Annotated in this window: 16 protein-coding genes and 1 rRNA gene; 4 read left to right on the top strand and 13 right to left on the bottom strand. The window is 60.7% G+C overall.

The features are described 5' to 3' along the window. The first annotated feature begins 50 nt into the window (after window positions 1-50). Complete coding sequence (locus tag Q0D52_RS05125; protein WP_294380627.1) at window positions 51-1,457, top strand: aminopeptidase; 1,407 nt, start codon at window positions 51-53, stop codon at window positions 1,455-1,457. 143 nt (window positions 1,458-1,600) lie between these two features. Here the strand turns inward: Q0D52_RS05125 and purB are convergent, their stop codons facing one another. Next, the gene (gene purB / locus Q0D52_RS05120; protein WP_294380626.1) at window positions 1,601-2,944 is read right to left on the bottom strand and encodes an adenylosuccinate lyase; all 1,344 of its coding nucleotides are present in this window, start codon (window positions 2,942-2,944) and stop codon (window positions 1,601-1,603) included. A gap of 318 nt (window positions 2,945-3,262) precedes the next feature. Between purB and Q0D52_RS05115 the strand changes: the two genes are divergently transcribed. Beyond that, window positions 3,263-3,907 (top strand): MOSC domain-containing protein, encoded by a 645-nt coding sequence (locus Q0D52_RS05115; protein ID WP_294380624.1) that lies wholly within the window; start codon window positions 3,263-3,265, stop codon window positions 3,905-3,907. Between the two features lie 185 nt (window positions 3,908-4,092). On the opposite strand, the gene Q0D52_RS05110 is transcribed toward Q0D52_RS05115, so the two are convergent. The 6 genes from Q0D52_RS05110 to Q0D52_RS05085 form a co-directional block, all read right to left on the bottom strand. Then, window positions 4,093-4,764 carry a TrkA family potassium uptake protein gene (locus tag Q0D52_RS05110; protein WP_294380623.1) on the bottom strand — a complete coding sequence of 224 codons (672 nt, stop codon included), beginning with the start codon at window positions 4,762-4,764 and terminating at the stop codon, window positions 4,093-4,095. 45 nt (window positions 4,765-4,809) lie between these two features. After that, complete coding sequence (locus tag Q0D52_RS05105) at window positions 4,810-5,469, bottom strand: TrkA family potassium uptake protein (protein WP_042436957.1); 660 nt, start codon at window positions 5,467-5,469, stop codon at window positions 4,810-4,812. A gap of 67 nt (window positions 5,470-5,536) precedes the next feature. After that, the gene (locus tag Q0D52_RS05100; RefSeq protein ID WP_294361388.1) at window positions 5,537-6,346 is read right to left on the bottom strand and encodes a hypothetical protein; all 810 of its coding nucleotides are present in this window, start codon (window positions 6,344-6,346) and stop codon (window positions 5,537-5,539) included. Window positions 6,347-6,678: 332 nt separating this feature from the next. Then, the gene (locus Q0D52_RS05095; protein ID WP_294380621.1) at window positions 6,679-7,611 is read right to left on the bottom strand and encodes a PspC domain-containing protein; all 933 of its coding nucleotides are present in this window, start codon (window positions 7,609-7,611) and stop codon (window positions 6,679-6,681) included. Then, the gene (locus Q0D52_RS05090) at window positions 7,608-8,489 is read right to left on the bottom strand and encodes a hemolysin family protein (protein ID WP_294361383.1); all 882 of its coding nucleotides are present in this window, start codon (window positions 8,487-8,489) and stop codon (window positions 7,608-7,610) included. The genes Q0D52_RS05095 and Q0D52_RS05090 overlap by 4 nt, the downstream gene beginning before the upstream one ends. A 42-nt stretch (window positions 8,490-8,531) precedes the next feature. Continuing rightward, on the bottom strand, window positions 8,532-9,338 hold the full coding sequence (locus Q0D52_RS05085) for a hemolysin III family protein (RefSeq protein WP_294380618.1): 807 nt from the start codon (window positions 9,336-9,338) through the stop codon (window positions 8,532-8,534). 175 nt (window positions 9,339-9,513) lie between these two features. On the opposite strand from Q0D52_RS05085, the gene Q0D52_RS05080 reads away from it, so the two are divergent. Continuing rightward, the gene (locus Q0D52_RS05080) at window positions 9,514-9,957 is read left to right on the top strand and encodes a GatB/YqeY domain-containing protein (protein WP_294361379.1); all 444 of its coding nucleotides are present in this window, start codon (window positions 9,514-9,516) and stop codon (window positions 9,955-9,957) included. Window positions 9,958-10,231: 274 nt separating this feature from the next. Here the strand turns inward: Q0D52_RS05080 and Q0D52_RS05075 are convergent, their stop codons facing one another. From Q0D52_RS05075 to mazG, 4 genes are all read right to left on the bottom strand, one after another. Next, a complete protein-coding gene (locus tag Q0D52_RS05075) occupies window positions 10,232-11,359 on the bottom strand; it encodes an aldo/keto reductase (RefSeq protein ID WP_294380616.1) in 1,128 nt (375 codons plus the stop codon). Window positions 11,360-11,458: 99 nt separating this feature from the next. Continuing rightward, complete coding sequence (locus tag Q0D52_RS05070) at window positions 11,459-12,886, bottom strand: glycoside hydrolase family 30 beta sandwich domain-containing protein (protein WP_294380614.1); 1,428 nt, start codon at window positions 12,884-12,886, stop codon at window positions 11,459-11,461. A gap of 5 nt (window positions 12,887-12,891) precedes the next feature. Next, window positions 12,892-13,668, bottom strand: coding sequence for a GTP pyrophosphokinase family protein (locus Q0D52_RS05065; RefSeq protein ID WP_294361373.1), 777 nt, complete (start codon window positions 13,666-13,668; stop codon window positions 12,892-12,894). 210 nt (window positions 13,669-13,878) lie between these two features. After that, window positions 13,879-14,781, bottom strand: coding sequence for a nucleoside triphosphate pyrophosphohydrolase (gene mazG / locus Q0D52_RS05060; protein WP_294380612.1), 903 nt, complete (start codon window positions 14,779-14,781; stop codon window positions 13,879-13,881). Between the two features lie 582 nt (window positions 14,782-15,363). Between mazG and Q0D52_RS05055 the strand changes: the two genes are divergently transcribed. Then, complete coding sequence (locus Q0D52_RS05055) at window positions 15,364-16,215, top strand: RNA methyltransferase (protein ID WP_294380610.1); 852 nt, start codon at window positions 15,364-15,366, stop codon at window positions 16,213-16,215. Between the two features lie 168 nt (window positions 16,216-16,383). Here the strand turns inward: Q0D52_RS05055 and Q0D52_RS05050 are convergent, their stop codons facing one another. Together Q0D52_RS05050 and rrf are read right to left on the bottom strand one after the other, a co-directional pair. Beyond that, window positions 16,384-16,815, bottom strand: coding sequence for a universal stress protein (locus Q0D52_RS05050; protein ID WP_294380608.1), 432 nt, complete (start codon window positions 16,813-16,815; stop codon window positions 16,384-16,386). Window positions 16,816-17,219: 404 nt separating this feature from the next. After that, window positions 17,220-17,327, bottom strand: a 5S ribosomal RNA gene (gene rrf, locus Q0D52_RS05045); the annotation flags it as partial.

Below are 17,327 nucleotides of genomic sequence, written 5' to 3'. Positions count from 1 at the left end.
TTGGCGTACTATCGTCTGCGAGCAACGATCCCCGAATGCAAGGAGCGTATATGGAACGCGAATCCGCGTGGAAACGCTACGATGAGGACCAGCTGGCCGAGCTCGAGCAGCTTGCCGCCGGCTACATCGACTTCATCTCCGAGAACAAGACCGAGCGCGAGTTCTCCGCTGCCGCCATCCGCAGCGCCGAGGCCGCCGGCTACGAAAGCCTTGACACCGCCATCTCCGCAGGCCGCAAACTTGTCCCCGGCGACAAGGTGTGGGCGACCATGCGAAACAAGGCGGTCATCCTGGTGCAGCTGGGCGCCCGCCCGCTGACCGATGGCATGAACATCCTGGGCGCGCACATCGACAGCCCGCGCCTGGACGTCAAGCAGAACCCGCTGTACGAATCCAGCGAGCTTGCCTTCATGGACACCCATTACTACGGCGGCATCAAGCACTACCAATGGGTCACCGTCCCGCTGGCGCTGCACGGCGTGATCGCCAAGAAGGACGGCAGCGTGGTGGACGTGAAGATCGGCGAGGACGCCGACGACCCCGTCTTCTGCATCTCCGACCTGCTCATCCACCTGGCGAACCAGCAGATGGGCAAAAAGGCCAACGAAGTGGTGGAAGGCGAGGCGCTTGATATCCTGGTCGGCAACCGCCCCCTGGTGGTACGCGACGAGGACGGCGAGGCCAAGGAGCAGAAGGACCCCGTGAAGGCCTTCGCCCTCAAGCTGCTTGCCGACAAGTACGGCATCGAGGAAGAGGACTTCCTGTCCGCCGAGCTTGAGGTCGTGCCCGCCGGTCGCGCCCGCGACCTGGGCTTCGACCGTAGCATGGTGCTCGGCTACGGCCAGGACGACAGCGTGTGCGCCTACACCTCGCTGGTGGCGCAGCTTGCCGTCGCCGGCGAGGAGCTCGACCGCGCCGCCGTGTGCGTGCTCGTGGACAAGGAGGAGATCGGCAGCGTGGGCGCCACGGGTATGGCCTCGCAGTTCTTCGAGAACACCATCGCCGAGATCATGGAGCTTGCCGGCGAGGGAGACATGCTGCCGCTGCGCCGCGCGCTGGCCGCTTCCGCCATGCTCTCCTCCGACGTCTCCGCAGGCTTCGACCCTGCCTACGCCAGCGTCTTCGAAGCGAAGAACAGCGCATACCTGGGCCACGGCCTAGTGTTCAACAAGTACACGGGCGCACGCGGCAAGTCGGGCAGCAACGACGCCCGCGCCGAGTACATGGCGCGCATCCGCAAAATCATGGACGACGCCGGCGTGCAGTTCCAAACCTGCGAGCTGGGCAAAGTCGACGCCGGCGGCGGCGGGACCATCGCGTACATCCCCGCGAAGTACGGCATGGACGTCATCGACTCCGGCGTGGCGGTGCTCTCCATGCACAGCCCCTGGGAAGCCACCAGCAAAGCCGACATCTACGAGGCCGAGCGCGGCTACGAGGCGTTCCTGCGCGCGTAACGGGCAGCGGGCGCGGGAGCCGTTTCCGCGCCCGACCCGGAAAACCGTCGATAGACAGCAAGAAGCGCCGCGGCTTCAAGTCGCGGCGCTTCTTTATTCGCTAGTTTGTCACAGGCTCAGACGCGCACCCGCACATCCGCTGTTTAGAACTCGAGGCCCTCCAGGCGCTCAAACACCTCATCCTTGCGGGTCAGGAAGTCCCACGGATCGAAGATCTCGTCGAGCGTCTCCTTGGACAGCTTTGCCTCGGGATCGGCCTCCAAGCGCTCGCGATACGTGGGTCCGTCGATAGCGTTGTGGATGTCCTCCCACACGGCCATGGCGTTGCGCTGCACGATGACGTACGCCTCCTCGCGGGTGATGCCCGTGTTCACCAGGGCCAGCAGCACCTTGCTGGAGAAGATGAGGCCCTTGGTGCGCCACACGTTGTGCTCCATCTTCGCCGGATAGGTTTGCAGGCCGTCCAAGATCCACTGCATCTTGGCGAACATATAGTCCAGAGCGATGAAGCTGTCGGCCAGCGCCACGCGCTCGGTGCCGGAGTGGCTGATGTCGCGCTCGAACCACAGCGCCACGTTATCGAGCGCCACCTGGGCGTTCGCCTTCACGCAGCGCGCAAGGCCGCACACGCGCTCGGCCGTGATGGGGTTGCGCTTGTGGGGCATTGCCGACGAGCCCTTCTGGCCCTTCTTGAACGGCTCCTCCGCCTCGATAACGTCGGTCTGCTGCAGCAGGCGCACCTGCATGGCGACGGACTCCAGCGTTGCGGCGGCGCAGGCGAGCGCGCACATGACCTGGGCGTGGCGGTCGCGCGCCAGCACCTGGGTGGACAGCGGGTCGGGCGTCAGGCCCAGCTTCTCGCACACGTACTTCTCAACGTAGGGGTCGATGCTGGAGTACGTGCCCACCGCGCCGGAGATGGCGCCGGTTGCCGCGACCTCGCGAGCCTGCTCCAGGCGGGTCTGCGCGCGCTTGAGCGCCCAAGCCCAGCTGCCGAACTTCATGCCGAACGTCATGGGCTCGGCGTGAATGCCGTGCGTGCGGCCGACGCACAGGGTGTTCTGGAACTCGAATGCGCGGCGCTTGCACGTCTCGCCCAGCTGCTTGACGTCGTCAAGGATGATGTCGATCGCCTGCACGATCTGGTACGACAGCGCGGTGTCGCCCAGGTCGGAGGAGGTCATGCCGTAGTGCACCCAACGGCTGGGCTTTTCCTGGCCTTCGGGGACGTCGGCGTCGATGTACTCGGCCATGCACGTGGTGAAGGCGATGACGTCGTGGTTCGTAACCTTCTCGATCTCGTCGATGCGCTCAACCGTGAAGTCGGCGTGGTCGCGGATCCACTGCGCCTCCTCCTTCGTGATGCCGGCTTGGCCGAGCTCGGCCTGAGCCTCGCACGCCAGCACCTCGATTTCCTTCCAGATGGAGAACTTGTTCTGAAGCTCCCAGATGGCGCCCATGGCCGGGCGCGTGTAGCGGTTGATCACAACGACCCCTTTCGCGGTTGATAGTTGATGACCTCATCATACCGTGCGCGCGTACGGCGCACCGACGCCGCGCGCGTTTCTGCAGATGGTTTACGCATGGAAGCAGGCGAACGGAAAGCCCTGCCGACACGAAACGCGCCGCGAACAGCAACGCACAAGGGGCCCACCGGCCCAACAAGCGCGCAACTCCGCGAAAGGCCGAAACCGCGTGAACGCACGCCAGCCCCGCCTTTCGCGGATTCAACGTGTTCGTTCGCCGAATCATCCTCCGATATGATAAGATGCGCCTAGCTATTCACTAGGTTTATTGGGGGAATCATGACGCTCGAGAAAGACGAGAGCCGACAGGACGACGCTCTCGAAGTATGTAATGCCGAAGCCGTCGCGCACAAGGCGGGCGAGCAGCTCAACGTGTTCGACAAGGGCCGCATGGAAGGACCCGACGCTGAAAGCACCACGCACGGCACCGTGCGCGCCGTCTGCGTGTCCAAGCGCAAGGGCACGCGCAAAACCGTGGTGGACGGCCCGGTGACCATCGAGGCGCATCACGGCGTCGCCGAGGACGCGCACGCCGGAGACTGGCATCGTCAGGTTTCGCTTTTGGCCTGGGAATCCATCGAGAAGGCCCGGGCACGCGGCCTGGACGTGAAGGAAGGCGATTTCGCCGAGAACATCACCACCGAGAGCATCAACCTCATGGCGCTGCCGCTTGGCACGCAGCTTAAAATCGGCGACGACGTGCTGCTGGAGCTGTCTCAGCAGGGCAAGGTATGCCACAAGAAGTGCGCGATCTTCTATCTGGCCGGCGACTGCATCTTCCCGCGCGAGGGTATCTTCTTCGTCGCCCTCGCCGGCGGCAAGATCAAGGCAGGCGACAGCATCGACGTGGTGAAGCTGGGCGACGGCACGTGCGAGTACACGCCGCAGGAGGCCTTGGACGAGCTGGCGAACACGCCGCGCTAAAGCCACGGCAGTGCGCTTTCCTGCATGCACGCAAGCGCCATCCGGCTTTAAGCGATGAAGCCACCTTGCTCGCCGCTAGCTTTCACGCTTCGGCCTATCCCTTTAACGCGAAAGGACCCGAAATGGATTTCCATTTCGGGTCCTTTCATGAGGGGCTCGGTTTACGCAAGCTCCCTATTCCGTTGCTACAGACCTTTGAACGCGGCGCGCACGGCGTCGATGACCTGGTTATCCGTCACCACGATTGCCTTATCACCGGGGAACAGCACCGTATCCTCGTTCACCACCTCCACGTTGTCGCTTGACGCGACCGCCGCGATGATGCTGTCGGGGGGCAGGGGGATGGCGCTTGCCAGCACGCCGGCGTCGTTAGAATGATGCCGCATGCGCGGGACGACCACCTCGGTCAGCATGACGTTGCCATGCGTCAGCGACGACACGACGCTCACGCTGCCCAGCAGCGTCTCCTCCTCGATAAGGTTGGCGATGAGCGTGGTGGACGACACGCACTCGATGCCCACCTCGTGGAAGATGCGCAGGTTCTTCGGGCTGTTCACGCGGGCGATGCAGCGCGGCACGTTGAACACGCGCTGGGCGATCTCGCACGAGACCAGGTTGTCGTCGTCCTGGCCCGTGGTTGCCACGAACACGTCCGCGCGGCGGATTCCCGCATCCTCCTGATACTTCGAATCGCAGCCGTCGCCGTGGATGACCAGGTAACGACCCTGCAAAACCACCGACAAGCGGTCGGCCGTTTCCAGATCCTCCTCGATGATGGTCACGTCGTTGCCGCTCTCAAGCAGCACGTTCGCCAGATATTCGCCGATTTTGCCGCCGCCGGCGATCACTACGTACATCAGCCAAACCTCCCCCGCTTCGCCATCGGGCAAGCGGAAACCGCGCTAATCTTGGATATACTTGCTGAATTGCTCGATGAGCTCATGGCGCACGCACGCCAGCACCGAGTCCCCGTTGTACAGGATGGACTCGCGCGTGGGAATGGAGCTGGCGCTGCCGTCGCCACGCTCGAACGCCACGATGCGGATGTCGTGATCGCGTTCCATCTCCGCAACGCGGATGGTGTTTCGCTCGGACCAGCTCAAGTCAAGGGAGAATCGCAGCACCTCGAACTCGCCGAACGTGTCCAGATGCGCACCGTGCCCGGAAACCACCTTGCTGAACACGTCTTCAGCCACCAGCGACGTGCCGCACACGTAATCGATGCCCAGCTGCATGTACGCACGCTCATGGTCGGGGTTGTACAGGCGCGCGATGACGTGGGGGACGCCGAACAGGCGGCTTGCCACCTCGCAACACATAAGGTTGGTGTTATCCAGCTGCGTCACCGCCGCCACGACGTCGCATTCATCGACGCCCGCCTTCTCCAGCGTTTCCTCGTCAAAACCCACGCCCTGAATGGTTGACCCGTTGAAGTTGCGCCCCAAATTAGCGAACGCGTCCACGTTGCGGTCGATCACGCACACGTTGCTGCCGTTGTCCGACAGCATATTGGCCAGCTGCGATCCCACGCGGCCGCAGCCCACCACGATGACGTTGCTCATGTGCAAATCCTTCCCAAAGTTCACGCAACAGGATAACGCAAAAGGCGGCCCGCAGGCCGCCTTCGCACTAGATCAGCTGCATTTGCGCAAGCGTTTTCGCGTACCAGTCCTCATAGGTTGGCGGACAGTACTTGTTGGCGTTCGCCAGGGAAATGGTGTACCCATAACCTCTTGCCAGGCCCTGCACGTGCGCATTGATGGATTCGCTCCAGCTTCCCCAGGACGTATCGCCCATCCAGCCCCACGCATTATGGCTACGGAAGCAATTGAGGCCCTTCGTGGACTCCGTGTTGGAAATGGCCGGGGAGAAACGCGGATCCACGCCGTTTTCCCAAGCCGCCTCGGCGAACGTGGCACCATAGCCCGAAAGCGGGCTTCCCGCCAGATACGCGTCGATGCGCAGCGTCCATTCGCCCACGAACTCCGCCTTGCTGACGTTCCAGTCGACCTCGGCCAGGCCCGTCAGGCCGGCGCCTTCGTCACGGGAAAGCTGGGCATCCCTGTTGGCAAGCGCAGCCTGCGTATGCGCCAGATCCTCGGCCCGCTGCGCCTCCTCGGCGGCGCGACGGGCGGCCTCCTCCTCGGCCTCGATGGCGGCGACGCCCTTCGAGATGTCGCGCGTTCCGGCGGCTGCCAATCGGGACGTTGCGGTCACGGAGGCGTCCGCAGCCTGATCGGACAGGGACTCCGCCGATGCCGACGCACTGCCCGGCGTGCTGACCTCGCTGATGCCGAACGTCTGCATATCATGGGAAACGCCACCGGCGGCGGTTGCGAATCCTACGCCCAGGCAACCTGCCAGCACGCACGATGCGCAAGCAAGGCCGACGATCTTCAGCGCCAGCCCGCCGGTGCGGTATGCATTGCGTTTCTTCAAACAAAACCTTTCGCTCGCAGCACACGACCAGACCGCCAGGGCGGCGACAGCTTGTTTTCGATTGTCGAAAGGATTTGCTGCCTGAAGGGCGATATGCTGTTCTGACAGGCATTATTGTACCGGAAGGCCCGAAACCGGCAAAATCTTGTGAAGGCGCCCTTCATCGTTTGTTCGATTGACAAGTAAAACATTTATATTTCCCCAGGTGGCTTCCCATAGCTTGGGCAAAACAAAAACACGAACAAGCGTACAGCATCCGACGAGCGGTGCCTTATGGAACGGAAACGGCCATGCGCGCTGCGCATGGCCGTTATGCAGACCTATCGGTTCAGTTAATCGAAGGGCAAGGGAAAACGATACTCGCGTCCCAGCGGCGTGCCGAAAGACAACTCGCGCAGCGGACCGGGCTCGAAAAGCAAGTCGAAACCGAGCACGCAGAACAACAGCACAAGCACTGCGGCTACCACGATAACGACAGGCCGGCGAACATAAACCCCCACAGCCAGCAAAACGGCCGCCAACGCGGGAAGGGGCCATAAATACTCGAACATCTTCGACAACGTGGTCCACGAGACGAACCCCATGCTCATAGGCAGCAGCGTCAACCCCGCCACGAACACGGAGACGCCCGCGAAAAACGCCAAAGCGCGCTCGCCTTCGCTGCCCGGCACGGCTATGCGCACAATGCCGAAGACCACCAAGGCCAACGGCCAGCATTGCCACCAGGCAACCCCGTGCAAAAAACCCGACACCGCAAACGATGCGCCCAACGAGGCCAAAAGGCAGCCGGCCGTAAGGGCGAGCACGATCCGAGCAGTCGAAGGGCCATCCCCTTCGCCGGCTTTCGCATCGCGAGGCCCAACGGAAGCGGTGTCCAGGCCCATCGCAGGCGCTTGGTCGCATCGGGCCTTCTCGGCCATAACAGGCGGCACAGGCGGCAGATGCGCCGCGCCCACATAGGGCACGGCATTCGCGCAGCGCCCCATTGCGGCACCTCGAGCGCGACGGCAGTCCACCGCGCCGAACGTATCGGAATGAACTGAATCAGGCTCCACCTTCACGGGCTTCACCTGCATGGGTCTTTTAGGAAGCACTGCCCAGAGCACCAGATACGCAAGGCCCGCAAGGCCGAGCGTCAACACGGCGAACGTCAGGAAAAGGATGCGCACGACCAGCGGGTCGACATCGAAACGCTCGGCGATTCCGGCGCACACGCCCCCTACCAGCGCATTGCGCGACCGGTACAGCTGGCGTGTTCGGCTCACTGCTCCTCCTGACCTGCCTTACCATCAGATGCTTGCAGGGCATCGTCGGAAACGCGCTCCACGCGCACCGCGAGAATGCGGCGACGCCGCATGGCGTGGATGGTGAAGCGGTAGCCGTCCTTCTCGAAGGAGTAGCCCATCTGCGGAACGGTATCCAGCATGCTGAGCACCCAGCCGGCTATGGTCTCGTAGTCCTCGGACTCGGCAAGCGGCCAACCCATCTCGACGGCGTCCTCAACGGGGAAACGACCGTCGGCAAGCCACACGCCGGGACCTTCCTGCTTCAGAATGGGGCGTTCGCGATCGGTTTCGTCCACGATCTCGCCCACGATCTCCTCGACGATGTCCTCGACGGTAATTAAACCATCGGTTCCACCATACTCGTCCACCACGATGGCCATCTGTTGCCGTTTCGTTTGCATTTCGGCCAGAAGCGGGAACACATCCTTCGACTCGGGCACGAACAGAGGCTCGAATGCGTAGTCGACGGCCAGGTTGTCGCCATGCCCATCAAGCACGGGAGGCACCAGATCCTTATAGTGGACCACGCCGACGATGCGGTCGATATCCCCCTGGAACACCGGGAGGCGCGAATAGCCCGTTCCCATCATGCGGTCAACCGCCTGACGCACGGTTTCGGTGTCCTCCACCAAGATCATGTCCACACGCGGCGTCATGATCTCGCCGGCGTCCATGTCGCCCAGGTCCAAGATCTCATGGATCATGCGCTTCTCGTCATCGAGCAGATCGTCGCTGTCCGCCACGAAATCCTTGATCTCATCCTCGGCAGACAGGGCCTGGCGCTTCGGTGCGCCTAAAAAGCCGAGAATGCCCTTCAGCCCCTTTTTGCCGTCGCCGTCTTCGTTTTTCCCGTTCATGCGCTAAAACCGCTCCTAGTGATAATTTCCTTTTGAGCTAGCCTACATGACATACAGCGCAATCGCCAGGAATTGCAGCACGCTTCCCGCCACAACCCATAAATGGAATATGGAATGCATGTACGGAATCTTCTTCAACACATAGAAGATGCATCCGACCGAGTAGCAAAGACCGCCTGCGACCAGCAGCCACAGACCCGCAGCAGGGATGGCTTGGACAAGCGCCGGCAAAAATCCCACGATGGACCAGCCCAGCGCAAGATAGAGCACAGCGGAAATCCAACGCGGGCGGAAAACCCAGAACGCCTCGCAGGCAACGCCTATCACGGCAAGGACCCACACGAACGCGCACAGCACGATACCGTTCGAATCGGCAAGCGAGATCAAGCAAAACGGCGTATACGAACCGGCGATGAACAGGTAGATGCAGCTGTGATCCAGCACTTTGAACACGCGTTTGGCCTTGTCGACCGCCAATGCGTGATACAGCGTGGACATGGTGTATTCCAGCAGCATGGTGAGCGTGTACACCAATGCAGCGAATAGCAAGATGCCGCCGCCGTGGCTTACCGCCTTCACCACAAGGATGGGAATGGCGGCGATGGCCAGAAGCGCGCCGATGCCGTGCGAAATGGAGTTGGCTATCTCCTCGCCCAGCGTGTACTCGCGCACGTTGCGCTTCCTGTTCGCCTCGTTCGCCGAGGTCTCCGCAGGCTCGTGGCGATGCGCCCGGGCCTTGCGCAGGTCGCGCGGCTTGAACTGCGACGGGGTCCAGGCATGGGAGGAGGCAGGTGTTGCAGGGTTTTTGCCGACGCCGGAAGGCATATCCGGCGATGCGGGGTATGTCATTTCAGTATCCATAGGCACCAGTTATACCATACGGACGGCATAACGGCTCCCGTATGCTGCGCACCTGTAGCGATGCGGCTGCGCAGCGGAAGCCAGCGTCTTGCAAGCGGCGTTATACTAGCAAATGGAACACCTGGCGCCAGGCGCCGCAGGACCTCGAAATCAAGGAGCGCACATGCAATACGACGAGCTGAAAGAACACATCAAGCAAGCCATGAAGGCACACGACAAGGTACGCCTGTCCATCCTTCGCCAAGTGCACGGCGAAATCAAGAACATCGAGGTGAACGAGCGCCGCGAGATCACGGAGCAAGACGTCGACGACATGACCAAACGCGTCATCAAGCAAACCAAGGAAACGCTGGAAGGCTCCATCAAGGCCGGCAACGACCAGGAGCGCACCGACACGCTTTCCGCTCAGGTGAAGATGCTCGAAGAGCTGCTGCCCCAGCAGCTGGCTGGCGAGCAGCTTTCCGCACTTATCGACACCGTGCTGTCCGAAACGGGCGCAACCACGAAGAAGGAGATGGGGCGCGTCATGGGCGAGCTCACCAAGCGCACCGGCGGCAACTTCGACAAAGCCGCGGCCGCGAAGGAACTGCAGGGCAAACTGGCCTAGCAAAGCGCCGATAAGCGGACAGGAGAACGCCGCCCGCAATGCAGACGGCGAAAACGAACGGGGTCGAAAGCGCACATCGCCTTCGACCCCGTTCACGTATGGTTGCTTCGACCCCGTTCCGCATTGCAGCTTCGCAGCGCTCGGCCGCCTCCGGCAGCCACGCCAGCTCCGCATCGCGGCTTAAGGACGGCCACCTTCTCGACAACGGTCACTCCGCAGCAGCCTTTGATCGAAACGCTTGGCGGCCTTCTCGGCTGCAACCGGCCCCAAACCTCTATTCGAAATGCTCGGCGGCCTTCTCGAGCTGCTCGATGATGTTGATGCTCTGCGGGCACATGGCCTCGCAGGCGCCGCACTGGATGCAGTCGCTCGCACGGCCCGGCACCGCCTGCCAGCTATATTGCTGCTTGGCGAACTCGGTGTTCTCCGTTTGAACCTCCAGGTTCAGCAGGTTCATGATCTCGGGAATGGCAACCTGTTGCGGACAGTCCTTCACGCAGTAACGGCAATTGGTACACGGCACCGTGGGCATAGCGGCCAACACTTCGCGCGCTGCATCGAGCGCTTTCTGCTCCTCCGGGGAGAACCCGCCGCCGTGCTCATGCCATTCGGCGATGTTCTGCCTCATCTGATCGGGCGTGGACATGCCGGAAAGCACGGTGAGCACGCCGGGCTGGTTGTAGCAGAAGCGATACGCCCACGACGCCTGACTCAGATCAGGGCGCGCCTCCAGCAGCGGCGCCGCAACGGCTGCCGGCAAATCGACCAAACGTCCGCCACGTGCGGGCTCCATGATCACCACCGGCTTGCCGTGCTTGCGGGCAACCTCCATGTTGCGACGCGATTGCACCACGGGGCTTTCCCAGTCCAGATAGTTCACCTGCAGCTGGATGAAGTCCACCTCGGGATGATCGTTGAGCAGCTGGTCGAGCGTTTCCGCACCGTCGTGCATGCTGAAGCCCACGTTGCGGATCTTACCGGCGGCCTTCATCTCCTGCGCCCATTCCCACATACCGAAGTCGTCGAACTTCTTCGTACGCTCGCCGCCAACGTTGTGCAACAGGTAATAATCCACGTAGTCGGTGCCCAACCGCTCAAGAGACGTGTCCAGGCACGCCTTGGCGGTTTCGGCATCAGGCAACGCCCAGGCGAGGCACTTCGTAGCAATAGTAAAGCTATCACGCGGATAACGCTCCACCAGAGCCTCGCGCAACGCCACCTCGGAATACCCGTCATGGTAGACGAACGCGGTATCGAAATACGTGCCCCCGGCGTCCATGAACAGGTCGACCATCTCCTTGACCTGATCGATATCGATGGCGGTGACATCCTTGGGGTCGGTAAGCGGAAAGCGCATGCAGCCGAAGCCCAGCTTCGGCACGGTGTTGTTCTCTACAGTCATCGAATGCTCCTCTCGTCTCATTCGATGGTAAAGGCTAGAGCGCACTTCAGGTCAAGGGCGGTTTCAAACAACGGCGAAAACCATCGCCCGCGCAAAAGCCTACCTGTCGCGCACCTCATCCGCGTCCCACACCAACGTGGTTATGCTGTGCCCCGCCGCCTTGCACTCCGCCGTGAACACCCCCTCCGATACCAGGAGCTTTCGCGGCCTGGCGTGGCGATTCAGCACGACCAGCGCACGCGACCCATCGGGGCGCAGGAAGCCCACCGTCTCCAGATCGTCGGTATAACGCGAGGTCAGGAAGCGACGGGAGCCTACCGGCGCAAAACGCGAGAAGTGCGCCATATAGAAGAACGATCGATTTGCCACCAACTCGCGCTTATCGCGATCGTACATCAACGGCGCTTCGCAGAAGTTTCGGGCACGGTTCGGCCCACCCTTCTCATTGAGCAGCAGATTCCAATCAATGAATCCGGCAGCGCCCGCGTTCAGGCTGCCTATGATGGCATGTGCATACTGCTCCGCCTTGCGCTCCTGCGTGGCCTTGCGCTCTTCGCCCCGCGTGTACTCCACGCAACCTTCGGTGAACAGCAGCTCCTTGTCCGGCCAGCGCCGCGCCACCTCGCCCACCTGCTCGAAATGATCGCCCGCATACCAATGGAACGCAACACCTGCAAAGGCATCGGAGGCCACCGTGCCCTCGGCTCGCCAGCCGGCGGCGGCAAGCGGCAGCTTCCCCGCCCGATCCACCGGAGCCCCGAAGGTTGACTGGACGCGCGACAATATCTTGTCGGTGTTGTGATCCCAGGCGAACAGCTTGACGTCGCCGTGACCCGACGCATCCAGGGCCGGACGCAGGTACGCCGCCGCAAACTGAGCTTCCTCTTCCGCACTGAACAGGCACGAATCCCACGCCTGGCTTGCCATGGGCTCGTTTTGCACGCTCATACGGCTTATGCGCACGCCCTCGCGCGCATACGCATCCACATATTTCGCCAACACCTCGGCCCACGCCTCATACTGCGAGCGACGTAGCTTTCCGCCCCCATTCATGCGGCGGTTGGTCTTCATGAACGCCGGCGGGCTCCAAGGGCTTGCAAACAACTGCAACCGCGGATTCACCGCAAGCCCGCACTTGATGAACGGAAGCAGCAGCTGCCTATCGCGGCTAATAGTGAACGACCGCAAGCTGGAATCGAAGGGCCTGACATACGAGTAGTTGCTCAACGCGAAATCACAGCTTTGGATATGCGTGCGGCATAAGCTGTATGCATTCCCACCAGCAGCCGGATCGCCGTCTTTCGCCCCTCCGAAGCACAGCAGCAGAAAACGATCTTGCAGCTCGGGAGGCATCAAAGCGAACACGTTAGCCGCCGCCTCCGTGAATGCGCCACCGAACCCCGAGATACGCTGATATGCCACATCAGGGCGGCAAGTGATCAAATTGAATTCGGCATTGGGATTACGCGTGAACTTCAGCTCGTCCTGAGACAGCGTATTGTTCGCATCTGTGACATAGCGCTTCATGATGGCTACTCTTCGGGTTCCAAGGCGCCCGCCAGCACCTGCATACGGGACTCGACTTCTTCGATGATCCGACTGCAATCCTTCAGTTCGCTGCTTGCATCGATACCCTGTACTTCGCTGACGGCTTTGTATTTCAAATCGTGCTCCAGGCTTGCCCAGAAATCCATCGCCAGCGTTCTCAGCTGAATCTCCACGGGAATGGATTCCTTCTTATCCATGAAGAACACGGGGATGCGCGCAATAACGTGAAGGCTGCGATACCCGTTCGGCTTCGGCGAGGCGATATAGTCCTTCACCTTCACGATCTCAAGATCGTCTTGACGGTTAAGCAGCTCGAACAAGCTGTATACGTCCTGGATATAGGGGCAGATAACGCGGATGCCGGCAATATCGAGGATATAGCGCTCCATGTTCTCGAGCGTTGCCTCATACCCGTAACGTCCAATCTTCTCGTAGATGCTCGCGGGCGTTTTCAAGCGGCTTTCAATATGATGGATGGGGTTGCGATGCTTCTTCAGGTTCAAATCCTGGTCCAGAATCTCCAGGCGAACCTGCATCTCCCTCATCGCAGCCCGGTACTTCTGCATGATCGACTGGGTCTCCACGCTAGCCCGATGCAGCTTTTCCATGCTCTCCGAGGTCATATACAGATTCCCATTCATATCGAATGCCGAAAGATCGGGCACGTTCGGGATGGGCAATTGCTTTGCGGCATCTTCCTTCACGGTACGGCCCTGCAGCCTTTCCGCGGTTTTAAAATCGGGTTCACCGGTCGCGCTCATGGGCTTGCTCCTTCTCCGCACCCCATCGATGCGGTATATCTACGATTCACGCAGTTCGCGCTTTTAAAATATGCGCCGCAGGCCAAAGGGCTTGCGGCGCATGCTATCAATCGAAACCATGGTAGCGCACGGAAGGCAAGGTTTACAGAGCGGCAAGGGCTTTCTTACCGTTCCGTTACCACAGCCAGTTCCCCATCCCGTCGATCGCGCTTAATCGCGCAAATCGGCCTTCACCTGCTCCCACAAGCGGTTTTGCTCCTCGCAGGTCATATCCTCAAGGCGCACGCCCTGCTCAAACGCCGACCGCTCCATGGCAGACCAGCGCGTCCGGAACTTGCGGCAGCTAGCACGCAACGCGTTCTCGGCGTTCACGCCCATGCGACGGGCAACGTTCACCATGCTGAACAGCACATCGCCCAGTTCCTCCTCTACATGAGCGATGGCCTCGGGGTCGCCTTCGACCTTGCCGTTAGATGCCTTCGGAGCTTGGTCGTATGCCTCATCGAGCTCGTCGATTTCGCTTCGAACCTGGTCCCACACATCTTCGAGCGTATCCCACTCGAATCCGGCCGCAGCCGCCTTGCGCGAAATCTTCTGCGCCTGCATAAGGGCGGGGAAGCTTACCGGCACGCCATCCAGCAACCCCGCGGGCAGCTCGTCTCCGCTTTCTTCACCAGCCTGATCCGCCGCCTGCTTTTCCTGGAGCTTCACCTTGTCCCACAGGCTCAACACCTCAGAGGCGCCGGCCGCCGCCTCGTCCCCGAACACGTGAGGGTGACGTCTGACCATCTTTGCGTCCACGTCCGCTGCAACGTCCTCGATATCGAACTCGCCCGCATCGGCCGCTATCTGACTTTGCAGCACCACCTGCAACAGGACATCGCCCAGCTCCTCGCGCATATGGGAAACGTCACCCATCTCGATGGCATCGACCGCTTCATACGCCTCTTCGATCATGTTGTGAGCGATAGACGAATGCGTCTGCTCACGGTCCCATGGGCAGCCGTCTGGCGCACGCAACGCCGAAATCGTTGCCACGAACCGGTCGAACGCGGGATGCTGTTCAGGATGCGCCGCCCGCTCAAGCGCATTCTCATGTTGCGATGCCGACATACCATGCTCCTTCGTCGAGTTATCTATTTGCAAGAGTATACCCTTCAACACAACGAGACCGCCAAACCTCGGAGACCGCGCCCGCATCTAAGGGATACAGTTTTCACGACTTGCCAAGGAACCCAGACCGGCTTTTCTGCTACGGCGCGAAAACCGCACCTTTCCTCGACACAAAGTAACGGAAGCTTCGTTTTAACGTGTAGCAGGCCGCAATGCACCCTTAAAGAGCCAATCGAGCATTCCCGATATTCCCGCATAAGCTCACCTCATGGATTGAGACAACAGAGCTCAGGCCATGAGCCTTTTATTGATTCGATCCTCGTTGCCACAGGTCTCGTTTTGCACCTAACAAAACGACCGCAACCCTATCCCTCCCCCGCTTGCCAGTCCGTCCGTCTTTTCACCCGTCGCCTCGTCTTAGCGCTTAGCTTCTCCAGGGTTTCCGCCAAACTGCCGTCCTTACGCACGCTGCCGAGCCGCCGCCCCATCGCGCCCTACTGCAGGTTCCGCGCACTTGCTGCGCATCTTTGCGGCCATCGGGTATGATTGACCCCAAGCAACATCGAACAGGAAGAACGACTCATGATCATCAACGTCAGCACCATAGACGACCCCCGCCTTGACGCATACGCGCGCCTGACGGAGGTGCAATTGCGAAACAAGCTCGAACCCGAGAAGGGCATGTTCATCGCCGAGTCATCGAAGGTCATCGAACGCGCCGTCGCAGGTGGCATGCAGCCGCTGTCGCTGCTGATGGAGGAGAAGTTCCTTCCCGGCATGAAGCCCATCATCGAGCAAATCAAGCAACGATACCCGGATTTCGATCTTCCGGTGTTCATACTCCCGCATGGCGAACTCAAGCAGCTGACCGGCTTTGAACTCACCCGCGGTGCGCTCGGGGCCTTCCAGCGCCCCATCGCCGCAAGCGTTGAAGAAGTATGCCGCGACGCCCGAAGAGTAGCCGTGCTCGAAGACATCACGAATCACACTAATGTCGGAGCCATCTTCCGCAGTGCAGCCGCGCTCGGAATAGATGCAGTGCTCGTCACGCAAGCCTGTTACGACCCGCTCTATCGTCGAGCGGTACGCGTTTCCATGGGAACCGTATTCCAAATTCCCTGGGCCCGTATCGGCGCTGATTCGGGGGCTACGGGAGCAGGCTCATGGGCACATGACGGGATTCCTCTTCTGCACAGCCTTGGGTTCAAGACCGCTGCGTTAGCGCTGTCAGATAATTCAATCGCTATCGACGACCCACAACTTGTCAGCGAAGAACGCCTTGCCCTGGTGCTAGGAACCGAAGGCGACGGCTTGGCGGCAAGCACTATTGCGCATTGCGACTACACCGTGCGTATCCCCATGGCACACGGAGTCGACAGCCTCAACGTAGCGGCAGCAAGCGCTGTTGCCTTCTGGGAGCTGCGCGCAAGGTAGAAAACCGCGCACTCGCCAATACGCAAATACCCGCAAGCGTGATCTGAAGCCTGTGCTCAATGCAATGCGCCCTTAACAGCCTTTCGGCGAATGCGCCCCATACAGGAAAATTGGCCGTATGCGAATATTCGCATACGGCCAATCATAATTCGAATGAGAATCTTGAGGCTATTTTACAACCAGCACAGGAACCTTAGCTCCAGCAAGCACCTTATGACTAACGCTGCCCGTATACTCTTTCAAACCGGAAAGCCCCCTGTTTCCGATCACAATCAGGTCATAACCGCGCTGATCCGCAAGTCGAAGAATCTCGCTAGCAGGATTGGTACCGGTAAGCAAGAGTGAGTCCGTGCGAACTGAAACATCATCGCCCATATCATCTGCGGCAGCCGCCAACAAATCTTCGCCGTCGGAGATCATCAAGTCCAAAATACTTTGGAAGCTGGCCATCTGATCAGAATTCAGCATCGGAATAGGCACCACATAGACAAGGTCAATATGGGCATTCGGATTTGCCGCAGCCAATTCGGATGCGGTCTTGAGCGCCTTCTTAGAGCCCTCAGATTCATCGAACGCAACAAGCATCTTATCAACAGCCATAATGGATCTCCTCCCTTGCAGCCCATAGAAACAGTCTGCAAAATTGCGAGCATTCACTCCAATCCCTAATCAGAAGTATAGTCCACCCACCATCCACGTTTCATACACAATTAGGTAACAGCCGAAACCGCGAACCTGCATTGTTCCAAAACAGCCGCACGGAGAAAGGCCAAGCATCCAACAAACGCTTCTCGACTTCAAAACGCAGAAAGTCCCGCAGAGGGGATCCTTCTCTGCGGGACTTCGGCGCATGCGATGCGCGCCGCCCCGCGAACCGCGGGACGGCCCCTGAACACGGAAAGGCCCGCAAAGGATATCGCCCTGCGGGCCTTCACGGCGCGTGCGGCGCATTCCGCGCATCTCCTCGCGCGCGGGACCGCGCGCAAAAAGAAAAGCGCCCTCCGCGAGCGCGACGCCCTGCCCTCCCGCAGCCTTGCGCTGCAGTACTCTCGGCGAAGGCGGGCTTAACTGCCGGGTTCGGGATGGGACCGGGTGATCCCCGCCTCTGTGGT

The organism is uncultured Senegalimassilia sp., from assembly GCF_934630535.1.
Classification (GTDB): domain Bacteria; phylum Actinomycetota; class Coriobacteriia; order Coriobacteriales; family Eggerthellaceae; genus Senegalimassilia.
The sequence above is the reverse complement of the archived record's forward strand: the minus strand, read 5'-3'. Positions and strand labels throughout refer to the sequence as shown.